Consider the following 13,178-nt stretch of genomic DNA (forward strand, 5'->3'; position numbering starts at 1 on the left):
TTTTTCTTTTCCTAACAAAAACAAATAGAATCATATTTCATGATCCTTGGATCAGATTTGTCAAACCACATATAGGACGATTCGTACGAAATCTTTCTATCCTCTTTCTTTTTAGATTTTTTCAGTGGTCTTTTTTTTACCATCTAACCATATCTTCGGATAAGTACGAATGCTTTATAAAGCCATTAAAAAGAATGTGATCTATTTTCAGTTTTTCTAATAGAAATTTTTCTACTAAAACCCCAGTTGGACTTAATTCATGTCAGGTGGTAATATTAGATATTCAGAAAGTACTAAACTTTTTTATCGGTTTTCCTTCCGGATGACCAATTTTAGTCCTGACCAAACTTCATCAACGGCACAAACTTTAATATCGACAAGTCCAAGTTCCAATGCAAAATCGCGGATTAGATTCTCATTCATATCGGATGGAATTTTTGAGGTTTTTTTCGGCCAAGAAATCCAAATCATTCCTGCTGGTTTGATCAGTCCCATAAGTTTTGGTATTTTTTGGCGATACTCCTCCGATGAAACCGTAAAAAAATGGATCATATCCAAACCTGGCTTTGGTTTGTCTAGGATTTGGACTTGTTTGGGAAAAGTTCCCCAGTCTTTGATAAAGTCCTTAGAGGGGAGATTGATCAAGTGAAGGACCATATTTTCTTTGATCCCTAGTTTTTCAACGAGTGGTTTTCCTGAATATCCAGCTGTCATCAATCTCTCCTATGATTCCAAAGTCTTTTTTAAGCATCGGTGAAGTGCTGTTAGTTTATCAATTGAAAAATCCAATTTATATATGTTACTCCAGTATTTATGTCTCCCTTGCGCAAAATTGCTGTGGATACCGAAAAACGAACGGTTCTCTCTTGTTCAAAAATCCAAATTTCATTGAAAAATCGGAAAATGCAGATCATTTCCTTAGATTTTGATTCGTAGATGAAGTAAGACCAATAAAATATTGCACCTAATCGCCAATCTGGTGATGTAATGAATGAGGGTATTTAGTGTTAACAATTGCTGATCTTTGGAAACAAGGCAAAATCATAATCAACAGAATCAGATTTGGATTGGTTCTTTTATTCCTTCTGGCTATGATTGGGGCAAAGGACGAATTCCAACCAAAGATGTTTTTGATCCACATGGTGGGAACTTGCACCATGGGATTCTACTGTGCCGTTGCTTATGTCTTAGAGAAAAAAACAAATCCATGTATGGAAAGGCACATCGGTAACACTTTAGATCACTCACATGGGTTACACTTTTACTAGTCAATTCTATACAATAGCCTCTGGTATTTCAACACTTTACTCGTATACAAATCCAAAATTCCAAGAATTGCATCCGCAAAGTAAAGACGACAATGCCGATCAGATATCTCTTCAAAGCCAACTACCTCTCCAATGAAAGGATTCCCAAAGAACACTCGATGGGGCCCGTACTGCGCAAAACCACTTTCATGGACTTTATCGGTAACAATATGTGTGGGATAAGCTACCTCTAGAATCTTTTTTGGGAATGTCCTTTTCGAAGATTTATAAACTTGCAGGTGTCAGAAAACCCGCTTCATGTGGTCTTACCTTATTAAATTCTTCACGGAATGAATCAAAGGCGGTCTGTTGTGCATCCAAACTAGATCTTGGGGGTAATGCAGTTTCTTCTTTCAGTGTTCTGTGCATTCTCTCATGACGACCGTTCTGAGATGGTTTCCCTGGTTCAATGCGTTCCGGTCGGATCCCTAATTTCAACCACCATATAGAAAGACTAGTTAAGCCGCCAATGGCCTTACTTGCAAAAGGTGATCCATTATCTGATTTGATTGCCTGTGGTAGTCCATATTCTTTAAAAACCCTTTCAAATACCGCTTTTGTTTGCTCTGCATTCGTTTTATTCAGGATTTCACATGCTAGAAGGTAGCGACTATATGCATCTGTAATTGTTAGTGGATCGCAGCGATTGCCATTTCCTACTGTAAAATGGCCTTTAAAATCAACACACCATACATCATTGGGAGCGACTACATTGGAAAAAGGAAATAGAGACTGTGGAACTCTTGGTCTTTTTTTCTTAGGTTTGACTAGGCCTTTTTTGCGAAGAATGTTTCCAATTGTAGTTTCACTTGGAATCTGTTTCATGCGATGAAACTTTGCTTTGAGTATGGGACGGAGTTTTTTGGGACCCCAAGATGGATGGTCTTCACGTAAAGATACAATTAGGTGAACGATTTTCTCAGGAGTTTCATTGGACTGAGTGATTCTTTTTCTAGATTTATCTTTGAGTCCGTCGATACCTTCCGACTCATAATTCTTTAGATATTTATAGCCAGTCTTTCTCGATATATTAAAGTCTCGGCAAAGATCGGCAAAACACCACTGACCACTTTTAACAGCTGCTATGAACTTGATTCTTTCTTCTATCACTTTGGTTTCCTTCCAAGGCATCGGATTGTCCTCCGATACACAATGTAGGTGTTACCCATGTGAGTTGTCTCTTTTGTTACCTATCTGACCTCCTCATACCATCCACCTACTTGGTTTCATAAACTCTTAATTCTCTTCGATACTCTAGTCCTTGGTGGCACCATTATTATGGATTGCACTTTAAGTTTAAATGAAGCGCAGGCAGCTCTCGCCAATACAGCGGTATATTTTATTTATTTTTTTAATGCCATTTATTCTGGATTTTTAGGAGATCGTAAGTTTGTTTTATTAAACTCATTGATTGGTGCCACTACCTCAGCAATTGCCTTGTATTGTGCTGTGACCATTGGTGGAATCAAACTTTCCGTTGATCCAGAACTTTCTCGTCAAATTGGTTATGTTGGTATGGCAGGTGAAGTCCTAAAACCAGTTTTTATTCTGATTGCTGGATACATTGTGAGTTTACTTGTTCAGCTCCTAACAAAGATTAGCACTCTTGCTCAGTTCAAAGCTGACGAAGCAGAAGTTCTCCTAAATCAAACCAAGGAACGAAATAAAATTTCTGCTAATGCAGCAGTTAAACTAGAAAGTTCGATCACTAACTTCAGTAACTTTGTCTCCCAAACGTCTCTTAAACTAGAATCGCAAGCTGCTTCCTTAGAAGAAATCACAGCTGTCATTTCCGAACTTTCTAGTTCTTTTGAATCCAATGGATCCTCTATTGAGGAACAAAACAACAAAGTGCAAGGAATGGTTTCAGATACTGAGATATTAAAAGAAACGGTAGACCAAATCCTTGTTCAAAGTGAACGCTTGGTAGAAATAGCAGAGATCAATAAAAAAGAAAGTATGTCCGTTACCGAAGTAGCTGACCAAACAGCAGCCCATTTAGAAGCCATCCAATCTTCCTTTGACCAAGTTAATGAGATCAATAACATCGTCGCAGAAATTGGTGAAAAAACAAACTTACTAGCGTTAAATGCCTCAATCGAAGCAGCAAGAGCTGGTGATGTAGGAAAAGGATTTGCCGTTGTTGCTAATGAAGTGAGTAAACTTGCTGAGTTTACCAAAAACAATGTAAAACGAATTTCCATCGTTGTCAAAAGTTCCAAAGAAATCATAGCCAATGCTAGAAATGCATCCAAAAACACTGGGGAACTAGCAAAATCACAAATTGACCGATTGAACCAAACACTGGTCGAAATCCAAGATATGAATCGATTGTATATAGAACAAAGAAATACTTTATCAGCTATTTTATTGGAACTAGGACAAATTCGAGAACTCTCCAAACAAATTTCCGAATCCACCAAAGAACAGTTACTTGGTCAAAAAGAAGCATCTAAAGGAATTGTCCAACTAGAAATGGAGGTCAACGAAATCAGTCGTGCCTCCAAAGATCTAGAAGAACATATTGAAATGATTAAAGATGAAGCCAATAAATTGGCATCCATGAGCCAGAGTTAGTTCTTAACTCTGGCCTTTCGTTTCTTAGTCCTCTTTTAAAAAACTTAGAATTTCTTCCTTAACACTCTCGGTTCGCAAAATCATTTTGTGGCCGAGTCCTTTGGTTGGAACTAATTTAGAATTTTTCCATGCTTTTGAAACAGCAAGGCCCATAGAAAATGGAATCTCCACATCATCTTCATCATGAATGACAAGTAGAGAGTTGTTAAACTTAGGACCAGCCGCTTCCAAATCCAAACTGCTTAAAGGTTGTTTGACCTTTCGTTCTAGAACCGAACGCATGGATTCTTGTTCTTCTTCAGTCAGTTGGTAGTATTCACTGAAATTTTTTCTTAAAATTTCCAACCGCAAAGGTGGTGCAATATAAACTAATTTACTCGCACCAACACCTAATTCTTGTGCAACGGTTGCCACAGCCCCACCAAAAGAATGTGTAATGATAAAATTTGGATTACCAATATCGGCGACTAACTTATATACCATTTTTGCCGAAAGAACGATATTGGAATACCGGCCAGAAGAAAAACCATGTCCAGGCAAATCGATTCCGAATACATTGTAACCTTCTTCCACAAGTGCAGGTATGATCCTCGAAAAATTTCCTGTATTCCCATTCCAACCATGAATGAGAAGAATGGTTTCTCCCTTTCCCTTCCAATGAAAGTATTGGATGCGGTGTTCTTTTTCTTGGAATTCTTTTTGTTCTGCTAGTGCCAACACATCCATTTCTTTACGAGATGGTTTTTGTTTCTGCGTAGATAGAAAATATTGTGCAGCCACATATCCCAGAAACATAGGTTTTCTTCTAGCAAATGCCCATTTTTCTTCTATGGGGATGGGGTAGGTTCTGTTTAAAGTACGAACGATCGTGCTATTTGTTGCCATTACTAATTCCTTTTTTTGTGTTAATCCTTCTAATCTTCATTTTGAAATCGTTTGATTAATTCGTTAAAACTTTGTTTGGTTCTTTTTTCGCTATTTTTATCTTCTAAAAGCCTATTGTAAAAATGAAATGCCAAGATAAGTCCCCAAATTTCTTGCACCAACTTATCGACATTTGTATTTGCATCTAATTCTAAAGTGTCTTTTGCATCTTGAACAAATTGTTTTAGAGTTTTTTGCCAGCTGAGTTGCGTTTTTTTTAAATGGTCTCTGACAACTCCTGGCCTATCATCAAATTCGGAACTAGAAGATAAAAACAAACAACCACCAGGCAAACTATCTGTATGTGCCCATGACAACCACATCTGAAACGCAGTTTTTAGCCTTTGTAATCCTGGTTTGGTTTTTAAAGAAGGATACACTACATTTCTTCGAAAGAGTTCACTTCCCACTCTAAGCACTTCGATTTGCAGGTTTTCTTTGGAGGCAAATTTTGCAAAGAGTCCACTTTTGGACATCCCCAATTCATCGGCTAAGGTTCCAATGGTGAGCCCTTGTAATCCCTGGACACTCGCCACTTGGACTGCTTTTTCCAAAATCATAGATTTTGTATCCTCACCTTTGCCCATAAATAAAAGTACGACCGTTCGTTTAATTTTGTAAAGCATTTTTTTGAAAGTTTAATGTATGGGTTGGCAATTTTGAATTATTTTTTGACTTGAGTTTGGTAGGGTTTTGTTACAATCGTGGCCTATGCAACAGTACACATTTAACAAATATTTTGCTAAAAAGAGTTTTTTGAAAATCTTTGGTGGTGAAATTCGTATCTTTGATGAGAACAAAAACAAACTTCTCTTTTTCGTAAAACAGAAAGCTTTTAAACTAAAAGAAGATATTACGGTTTATGCAGATGAAACAAAATCAAAAGAACTCTTAAAAATAAAAGCACGTAGTGTGATCGATTTTTCGGCAATTTACGATGTAGTGGATGTTACTTCGAATGAGGCGATTGGATCACTTCGTAGAAAAGGTTTTAAATCTATACTAAAAGATTCTTGGGAAATACTCGACACAAAGGATCAAGTGGTTGGTTCTATTGATGAAGATAGTATGTTTAAGGCAATTCTCCGCCGTTTTTTAACCAATTTAATTCCTCAGAAATTTTTCATTACATTAAACAAGAATCAGGTGGGAGTTTTACAACAGACTTTCAATCCATTTGTTCCTCAATTCAATATAGACTTTTCTTCAGATATTGCAAATTCACTGGATCGAAGAATGGGCATTGCGATTGTAATTTTGTTACAAATCATTGAAGGTAGGCAAAATTAGTATTGGGAATGCTAATTAAATTTATATCCCTAGGTTAAGCGTTAAGGATCCGTAGGGCTCGGTCACCTGCCATCGTTAGATGGACGGTGACGGGAGCGTTTAGCGCACCCCGGAGGAGCCTGGCCCTGATTTCGAAGAATGACTCCTGTTAGTAGAGATTGGGAACGCACTAAAAAAGAACCAATATTTGCTTGAGTTTTTAATTTTTCCGTTGGTCCCACTCTTCTCTATTAAGTGACTAACTCGCCGCAATACATGTCATAAGTTTTATTTCCTTTCTGCCATATTCTTGTTTTGTAGTGAATTCCTTGGTTTGGTTTCTTTAGAGATTCAAATCAAGGTTTTGTTCAATAAAATTGCTTTATATTTCCTCCGGATTCCCGTCCTAGGACGACTGTATTGGATTTTCATAATATTCTATTCATTAGTTTTATTAGATATTTAAAAATATAGCAGGAGATTGCTGAAATGGTGATAAAAAAGGAAACAATGTTGTTTCGAGTTTTAGTATCGAATCAAAAGATTATTTTTTTTAAGAATGTATTTTTTGTATATTTTGCTCTCTTTATTTCTCTTTCTTGCGCAAAGGAAGGTAATCCTATCGATGAAAAAAGTTTAGTGGCTTTGGCTATTCCTACTCCCTCTTCAACATTCTTTACGGATGAAAGTTCATCACCGACGCAAATGCCTCCGTCTGGCGGTATTGCGCCCCCAGGACAACCAGAAAATCCTCCTATACTGAATGACATCCATCTGCAAATGGCTGATGCCCCGACTGCAATTGATCCGAATAAGTTAGATGCTTCTATCGTAGTGGATGGTATAACTTTTCAGTTACCTGTACATAACAAAACAGCTGTCACCGCATTTATTGGAAAACGTGATATGTATCGCTCTGCAGACGGGGTCGTTCATAATGTAATCTATTCGTATTCAACAACACCGGAAATTTTCGGGGAAGATATTTGGTTCCGATTTTTTAGTAGGGCAGACCAAAAATTTAAAATCATCGTTGTGGCAAGGAATGCATATGGTTCGTCCATGAAAGAAGCAGACTATTCCCATAATCGTGCTTGCGTCGGTGTCGCCATGGTACCTGTCATATATGGGGATTGTAATCATTTCTGTTTGGAAGGTCGAATCGTAGGAGGTAGAGTGGAATTTGCTGCTAAGTTTAAGCATGGCCCTTTAGAAGTTTTAGATATAAGTGCCTCTGGTTTTCGTCCAATTACCGGCTACCCAATCGATTATGGTGAATCTTTAACATTCCCAGATCCAATTCCCGCAGGAGATACTCATGCAAAACTTTCATTCCAGCTAACAGATACGGAGGCAAATTACACATGTCTTCAAGTAAAAGGAGATGCTTTTTTCACGGACGCCAATGGTTTCCAATCGTTGACAGAATTTCGGATGTTTCGTATCGAGTGATTCCTCGGTCTTTCCTAAACATTCTGAACAACTATCGATCTCATAATACGTATCAGGTGAAAAAAATCAGATTGTGATTTTTTTTTATGTAATGTTAAGTTTATTGTTGCAAAATCCGGCATTCGGAACGGGGCGCAGCCCAAGCGAGGCCTCGTGTCGAAGCGAAGCGGTAAATCGATGTGGCTGTTTAAAAATTTTGCGAATTATGTATTAGTTTTTGTATGCAATTTTCCTATTAATACAAGGGAAATACCGAAGAGTATCATGATGGATGCAACAATGATTCTTAATGTTAAAGGTTCATCAATTATAATAACTCCACCTAAGGATGCAAGAACTGGTACGATTAATTGTAATACAGAAGCGTTTGTAGATTTTATAATTGGCAATACAGAATACCATATTGCGTATCCTGCACCAGAAGCAAGAACACCTGATAAAACAGCTAATAGAATTCCATCATTATCAAGATTACAATTATCAAACATAAAGATATTTAGTACAATTGAAAAAGGAATAGCTCTAATAAAGTTTCCTGAAGTGGTAGCAGTTGGGTTATTTGATCTGGTTCCACGTAGAGAATATATTCCCCAAGCAACACCAGCTGTAAGCATAAATATAGAGCTAACCAAAGAAGGTGATTTAATTCCAGGCATAAGTAAGTAAATAAGACCAGCAAATGCCAATATTATTCCGCAAATTTTTGTAATATCTAAGGTTTCACCGATTTGGAATCCGTAACCAATCATAGTAATTTGTACAGCTCCAAACAACAGAAGTGCGCCAGTAGCAGCAGGTAAACTTATATAAGCAAAAGAAAAACAAGCAGCATAAAGGAATAACATAAAAGCGGATATCCAGTTTCCTGAAATTATCATTTTTTTCTGTGTTGCGTATGTTAAAAAGGAAAGAGAAATAGCTCCAGAAAACAATCTTATACTGGTAAAAGTAGCAGCATCAATGTTGGTGCCTTTGAGAGCTAATCGACAGAAAATTGAATTTGCTGCAAAAGCGACCAATGAAAACGATGTAAGGAGAATTATGCGAATTTTAGTCATAGAATTTAAGCAATTTTAAAAAATACAAATAATTTATTTAACGGAATTACTAACCTGGAAAATTTAAGTAAATAAAATTCGTATAAATCAAATAAATTTCACCCATAGCGCATAACAGGAATGTATTTGAAGAAGGGGAAATGGGTGAGGTGGCAAATCTCTTCAAGCCTTTTAGTTTCGATTCTGACCAATCCCACTACATCCTCCCTCACCCAACTCTTTTATAAAATGTCTCCGTTGCCTTGGCCTCTTCCCCTTCAGGCGAAATATTGAACGCAGTCAAAGAAAATTCATTATCGCTAATGAATAAAATCTCTGTTCTCCAACCCCAAAGTTTGTCACCATACTCTGGGTTTCCGTAAGAACCTGTTACAGAAAATCCGTTCATCGTGGCAACACCACTGGATAACATGATTTGTGTTCCCATGTGGAAACTATCAATCCAGGAACTTGTGAATTTTTGATAGGGAATGTCAAAACCAAGGATCATTTTTCCTACGAAGGGTTTCCCATCCAAACTACTGTGATAATCGATAGAAATAAATCTACCTTCCAACAAGCTAGTGATAGTTGCTCCAACATCGGATTCATCTGCAAGAACATCCTTTTCAAACCAGGTTTTGGTTTTTCCACTCCAAATTCCGATTATGTTTTGTAATTGGTTGTGAGGTCCATTCTCTAATGACTGTTCGAATTTGCTTTTTGACATATAGTAAACCTTATAATTATAGCGTTGAAATCAAAGTTGGTATTTTTTTAATTTGCGTATGGAAGCAGAAATCATTCAAGTAGAAAAGAAATTGATTGTTGGAATGAAAATAGAAATGTCTCTGTCCTAAAACCAAATTCCAGTGTTATGGATAAAATATGATCCTAACTCCGAAGAGTTGGTTTGTATACCAATTGCTAAGCGTTAAGGATCCGTAGGGCTTGGTCACCATCCATCGTTAGATGGTGGGTGACGGGAGCGTTAGCGCACCCCGGAGGAGCCTGACCCTTGTTAGGATTAATCTTTCTTGCTGGTGGGATTGGGAACGCCCAGATAAAAAATATACTTAAATGGATCTAGATAGATTTTTTTGTGAATAGAGAATGTAAGAGATTCTTTTGTATTTTATGTAATGTTAAGTTTATCATTGTCAAACCCGGCATTCGGAACCGGGCGAAATTACATTTTGTAGCAGCATTTTATTTTGGGAAATCTACTTTGAATCGTCTATTTAATACTTCGAACAAAGTATTAAAGTAAATGTCCTCCAGATACTTCAATATCTTGTGCTGTGACCCATCCGAAATCATCAGAGAGTAAATTCACAATTACTTTTCCAATGTCTTCTGGTAATCCGATACGACCAAAGGCAGTTTGATCGGCCAAAGGTTTGATGAATTCTGGATATTTGTCAAAGACCCCATCTCCAAAATTACTATGTGTAGGTCCGGGAGATACCGTATTAACACGGATTTTGCGAGGAGCTAACTCATTTGCGAGATAACGACTCCATGTCGATAGTGCTGCTTTAAGAGATCCGTAGATTGAATATCCTACAAATGCCTTGGTGCTGGATGAACTTGAAGTATTGACAATGGCACCATTATCTTCCATAAAACTTACAAGTTTCTGTGATAAGAATATTGGGCCTTTGTAATTGGTATTGAGAATTTGTTCAAAGTACTCATCTGTTAAATCTGTGAATGTCATTGGTCCACCGATGCCACCGTTATTCACTAAGTAGTCAAAACTGTTTCGGTTCCAAATCTCAGAGAGTTTGTTTTTTACATCTTCGGCAAACTTTGTAAATGTTTCTTTTTTTGTGAGATCCAACTTCAGAGCAACAGCACGTACTCCTGGGTTTTTTTCAATTTCACTCACGACAACTTCTGCACGATCTTTGTAAGAATTGTAAGTAAGGATTACACCTATACCTCGTTTGCCGAGCTCCAATGCCGTTGCTTTGCCGATACCGTTACTTCCACCAGTGATGATTGCTATTTTCATAATCTTCTCCTATTCCTTTGTTTTCCTGGGTCTTACCATAGCGGATCTAGGCAACTTTCACAAGATCGGATCGTGCCTTTTCCTTGCCTAAAACTGCCAATATAGAAAAAATAAGGCCTAAATTTACTAAAAAAATGAAGATTATGAATTAAATAAATGCCTAAAAGGATCATTTGGGCTATGATCATGTGGTGAAAGAAATACTGACTGAGATGATTGAACTTTGTGGAAAGGCAACAACAGAACCGACAAAGACAGAATTACCGAGAGTGCTCATTATCAAAGGGGAAGTGCCAGCACACCAACTAGCGGCTATATACGAACCAATCATTGGACTTGTTTTGCAGGGAGGTAAAACGATCTCTATTGGTACGCAAGTGATTCATCTTGAGGCACCTTCTTACTTTGTGATCCCTACTGAAATGCCAGCTACGGGATTTGTAAGACAAGGAGAGAACGGTTTGCCTTACTTATCCGTCGGGATACAGTTAGATCAGACCGTGTTATTGGACTTATTAAATGACATTCCACCTAACAATCTAAATTCGAGAAATGGTTCTAGCGAATTTTCTGCCTGCCCTGCCACATCTGGTTTTTTGGAATCTTGTCTTCGGATGCTCAGGCTTCTCAAAACTCCAGAACATATTCCGGCACTCGCTCCAGTATACGAAAGAGAAATATTATATCATGTTCTCATTGGTCCCGATGGATGGCGCCTTAGGCAACTTTTCCAATCGCGTGATAAAGAATCGAGTATCCACCAAACAATCCAATGGGTGCGGCAAAATTTTATCAATTCATTTGAAATCGAACAATTAGCAGACAGAGCTTGTATGGGCATTACCACATTTCACCGTCAGTTCAAATCAATCACTGGTTTAAGTCCGATCCAATTTCAAAAACAGTTACGACTACTGGAAGCGAGGAAACTTTTAGCATTTAGTGGTTATTCGGTCACCGATGCAGCGTTAGATGTTGGTTACGAAAGCATATCTCAATTCAGTCGAGAATATAGTCGTTTTTTTGGTAACTCACCCGCTAAAGATGCAAAGGATCTAAAAGAATTGGTGATGTGAATTTTTTCCTAAAGATGAAATTTTGAGTACCCAAGTCGAAAATGATATTGAAAGTGTTAGCGAATACTACCAAGCCAATGCGGGGGTTCTCGGTCCTCTTCTGAATCAATTGGTGGCAGTTTTGGGGACCGACCCCATTACTGCGGCCTTTCCAACAGCTGATTTTGATGGAGATGGAGCACCTAACTTTGTAGATCCGATGTTCCATCCCTTGGGCCTGTCATTACTGTAAGTTCCATTAGTGCTGCCTCTATCAGTGCGACAAATGGATCTATTAATTCTACAGATTTTACTTGGCGTTCTTCCAAAACAGGAACCTATTCCATCAGAAAAAACGCAGCTGATTGTAATACGGGAACTATCATCTATTCTGGAAATGTAACAGCTAATGTTAATATCACTTCGGAAATTCCGGTTTCTTCGTTAGGTTCGGAAGGTTCCAAATCTATTTTTGTTTGTGTTTCCAATCTGGTGGGAACCAAAGGGGGGACTTCTGTTGATATGATTGTGGATTTTACTATTCCTACTATCGCTGCCTCAGTAAACACTGGAACTTATACCACACCGGCTTTTGATACCGAAGTTTACATCGTTGGATGCACCAGAATATCGGATGAAAGGAGTGATTGATGAAACGGAAAAATCAATCACTTTGCACATTAATAATCCCATGCATCCCTTTATCCTTCCGACCTACACAACCGAAAATACAACTTCCATAGTCTATACTCATGCCCTTCCGCAATTAATTGAATTTCAACCGGATCAAGAGTCGGTACGTTTAACTTATATGGAAGGTAGACAATTATCGTCAGAATTGACTTTAATCAGTCCAACAGGTACTGCAGTAAATTATAAAATTTATACAATGATGTTAAACGCCAGTACTGATCCACGAACAAGTAATAGTTGGCATTTTGTTTCTGCCAAATTTAATCCAACAGACTTTATTGATCATATCAATAATGCGGAATACTCTGCGAAAGTTTCTGTCAGACAAAACCGCAGTTCCCGTTTGTAGGTTTTTTTCCTAAAGCACAACCTATACGGGCAACCGTGGTGGTCAAAGCCTTCCTTATGGAACAGTAGTTATCCTTTAAAAAGATAAATGCGAGAATCTAAAATTCGATTTGGAAACGCGCATTTTTTTGTTACTGATATGACTTTAGATGTTACATTCCCTCAACAAGATAACTTATTTCTAAATTCAATTTGGTATTTGGCAAATAGAGAGATTTTTTTTCATCTCTGATTAAGTTTACCAAATACTGTCTTAGTTCAGTGAAAAACAGAATTTTGAGATTCAAAATTAAGCTAAGCAACAAGCCTTATATTAGCCTTTACCGAGTATTCTTTTCTCTTCAATTTTGCTTCAAGTAGTTTTTCTTTTCTTTCTGCTAAAATCTTTTCCTTGCGACCATAAAACACATCCATAGGTGTTACGTAACCGATTGCAGAATGAAGTCTTACCGAATTGTATTCTTCAATCCATTTACCAACTTCTTCTCAATTTGTGCGT

The 13,178-nt window shown here is 37.6% G+C and carries 13 protein-coding genes and 2 pseudogenes; 7 read left to right on the forward strand and 8 right to left on the reverse strand.

Annotated elements, in window-relative coordinates; all coding sequences use genetic code 11:
• Positions 1–303: 303 nt before the first annotated feature.
• Entirely contained in the window at positions 304–714 is a 411-nt protein-coding gene (locus LEP1GSC199_RS13785) for a hypothetical protein (protein WP_002985502.1), read from the reverse strand.
• A 290-nt stretch (positions 715–1,004) separates the two neighbouring features.
• Here LEP1GSC199_RS13785 and LEP1GSC199_RS13790 point away from each other — a divergent pair, with 290 nt between their 5' ends.
• The gene (locus tag LEP1GSC199_RS13790) at positions 1,005–1,268 is read left to right on the forward strand and encodes a hypothetical protein (protein ID WP_002985476.1); all 264 of its coding nucleotides are present in this window, start codon (positions 1,005–1,007) and stop codon (positions 1,266–1,268) included.
• On the opposite strand, the pseudogene LEP1GSC199_RS13795 reads toward LEP1GSC199_RS13790, so the two are convergent.
• Positions 1,265–2,438, reverse strand: a pseudogene (locus tag LEP1GSC199_RS13795) (DDE-type integrase/transposase/recombinase). The gene LEP1GSC199_RS13790 and the pseudogene LEP1GSC199_RS13795 sit on opposite strands and share 4 nt — an antisense overlap.
• Positions 2,439–2,585: 147 nt before the next feature.
• On the opposite strand from LEP1GSC199_RS13795, the gene LEP1GSC199_RS13800 reads away from it, so the two are divergent.
• The gene (locus tag LEP1GSC199_RS13800) at positions 2,586–3,884 is read left to right on the forward strand and encodes a methyl-accepting chemotaxis protein (protein WP_002985500.1); all 1,299 of its coding nucleotides are present in this window, start codon (positions 2,586–2,588) and stop codon (positions 3,882–3,884) included.
• 24 nt (positions 3,885–3,908) lie between these two features.
• On the opposite strand, the gene LEP1GSC199_RS13805 is transcribed toward LEP1GSC199_RS13800, so the two are convergent.
• Both LEP1GSC199_RS13805 and LEP1GSC199_RS13810 read right to left on the reverse strand, forming a co-directional pair.
• On the reverse strand, positions 3,909–4,769 hold the full coding sequence (locus tag LEP1GSC199_RS13805) for an alpha/beta hydrolase (RefSeq protein ID WP_002985448.1): 861 nt from the start codon (positions 4,767–4,769) through the stop codon (positions 3,909–3,911).
• A 29-nt stretch (positions 4,770–4,798) separates the two neighbouring features.
• Positions 4,799–5,395, reverse strand: coding sequence for a TetR/AcrR family transcriptional regulator (locus LEP1GSC199_RS13810; RefSeq protein ID WP_039926889.1), 597 nt, complete (start codon positions 5,393–5,395; stop codon positions 4,799–4,801).
• Between the two features lie 124 nt (positions 5,396–5,519).
• Between LEP1GSC199_RS13810 and LEP1GSC199_RS13815 the strand changes: the two genes are divergently transcribed.
• A complete protein-coding gene (locus tag LEP1GSC199_RS13815) occupies positions 5,520–6,098 on the forward strand; it encodes a hypothetical protein (RefSeq protein WP_002985451.1) in 579 nt (192 codons plus the stop codon).
• A gap of 468 nt (positions 6,099–6,566) precedes the next feature.
• The gene (locus LEP1GSC199_RS20555) at positions 6,567–7,529 is read left to right on the forward strand and encodes a hypothetical protein (protein ID WP_002985467.1); all 963 of its coding nucleotides are present in this window, start codon (positions 6,567–6,569) and stop codon (positions 7,527–7,529) included.
• A 203-nt stretch (positions 7,530–7,732) separates the two neighbouring features.
• On the opposite strand, the gene LEP1GSC199_RS13825 is transcribed toward LEP1GSC199_RS20555, so the two are convergent.
• From LEP1GSC199_RS13825 to LEP1GSC199_RS13835, 3 genes are all read right to left on the reverse strand, one after another.
• Positions 7,733–8,587: a DMT family transporter gene (locus tag LEP1GSC199_RS13825; RefSeq protein WP_002985433.1), complete on the reverse strand. Its 855-nt coding sequence runs from the start codon at positions 8,585–8,587 to the stop codon at positions 7,733–7,735.
• Positions 8,588–8,795: 208 nt separating this feature from the next.
• On the reverse strand, positions 8,796–9,296 hold the full coding sequence (locus tag LEP1GSC199_RS13830; RefSeq protein WP_002985440.1) for a DUF1579 domain-containing protein: 501 nt from the start codon (positions 9,294–9,296) through the stop codon (positions 8,796–8,798).
• A 531-nt stretch (positions 9,297–9,827) separates the two neighbouring features.
• A complete protein-coding gene (locus tag LEP1GSC199_RS13835) occupies positions 9,828–10,583 on the reverse strand; it encodes an SDR family NAD(P)-dependent oxidoreductase (RefSeq protein ID WP_002985456.1) in 756 nt (251 codons plus the stop codon).
• A 212-nt stretch (positions 10,584–10,795) separates the two neighbouring features.
• Between LEP1GSC199_RS13835 and LEP1GSC199_RS13840 the strand changes: the two genes are divergently transcribed.
• From LEP1GSC199_RS13840 to LEP1GSC199_RS21475, 3 genes are all read left to right on the forward strand, one after another.
• The gene (locus LEP1GSC199_RS13840) at positions 10,796–11,659 is read left to right on the forward strand and encodes an AraC family transcriptional regulator (RefSeq protein WP_002985462.1); all 864 of its coding nucleotides are present in this window, start codon (positions 10,796–10,798) and stop codon (positions 11,657–11,659) included.
• A gap of 22 nt (positions 11,660–11,681) precedes the next feature.
• A complete protein-coding gene (locus LEP1GSC199_RS21470; protein WP_039926883.1) occupies positions 11,682–11,891 on the forward strand; it encodes a hypothetical protein in 210 nt (69 codons plus the stop codon).
• 360 nt (positions 11,892–12,251) lie between these two features.
• Positions 12,252–12,680: a hypothetical protein gene (locus LEP1GSC199_RS21475; protein WP_039926887.1), complete on the forward strand. Its 429-nt coding sequence runs from the start codon at positions 12,252–12,254 to the stop codon at positions 12,678–12,680.
• Between the two features lie 293 nt (positions 12,681–12,973).
• Here the strand turns inward: LEP1GSC199_RS21475 and LEP1GSC199_RS22200 are convergent.
• Positions 12,974–13,153 (reverse strand): annotated as a pseudogene (locus tag LEP1GSC199_RS22200) (hypothetical protein); the annotation flags it as partial.
• Between the last annotated feature and the right edge of the window lie 25 nt (positions 13,154–13,178).

It is taken from the genome of Leptospira vanthielii serovar Holland str. Waz Holland = ATCC 700522 (assembly GCF_000332455.1).
GTDB lineage: Bacteria > Spirochaetota > Leptospiria > Leptospirales > Leptospiraceae > Leptospira_A > Leptospira_A vanthielii.

What these genes read in the sequence shown, in the direction of transcription:
- LEP1GSC199_RS20555 (WP_002985467.1), top strand. Translation starts at nt 6,567, where the DNA reads ATGGTGATAAAAAAGGAAACAATGTTGTTTCGAGTTTTAGTATCGAAT.
- LEP1GSC199_RS13825 (WP_002985433.1), bottom strand. Translation starts at nt 8,587, where the DNA reads ATGACTAAAATTCGCATAATTCTCCTTACATCGTTTTCATTGGTCGCT.
- LEP1GSC199_RS13800 (WP_002985500.1), top strand. Translation starts at nt 2,586, where the DNA reads ATGGATTGCACTTTAAGTTTAAATGAAGCGCAGGCAGCTCTCGCCAAT.
- LEP1GSC199_RS13785 (WP_002985502.1), bottom strand. Translation starts at nt 714, where the DNA reads ATGACAGCTGGATATTCAGGAAAACCACTCGTTGAAAAACTAGGGATC.
- LEP1GSC199_RS13810 (WP_039926889.1), bottom strand. Translation starts at nt 5,395, where the DNA reads ATGGGCAAAGGTGAGGATACAAAATCTATGATTTTGGAAAAAGCAGTC.
- LEP1GSC199_RS13830 (WP_002985440.1), bottom strand. Translation starts at nt 9,296, where the DNA reads ATGTCAAAAAGCAAATTCGAACAGTCATTAGAGAATGGACCTCACAAC.
- LEP1GSC199_RS13805 (WP_002985448.1), bottom strand. Translation starts at nt 4,769, where the DNA reads ATGGCAACAAATAGCACGATCGTTCGTACTTTAAACAGAACCTACCCC.
- LEP1GSC199_RS13835 (WP_002985456.1), bottom strand. Translation starts at nt 10,583, where the DNA reads ATGAAAATAGCAATCATCACTGGTGGAAGTAACGGTATCGGCAAAGCA.
- LEP1GSC199_RS13840 (WP_002985462.1), top strand. Translation starts at nt 10,796, where the DNA reads ATGATTGAACTTTGTGGAAAGGCAACAACAGAACCGACAAAGACAGAA.
- LEP1GSC199_RS13815 (WP_002985451.1), top strand. Translation starts at nt 5,520, where the DNA reads ATGCAACAGTACACATTTAACAAATATTTTGCTAAAAAGAGTTTTTTG.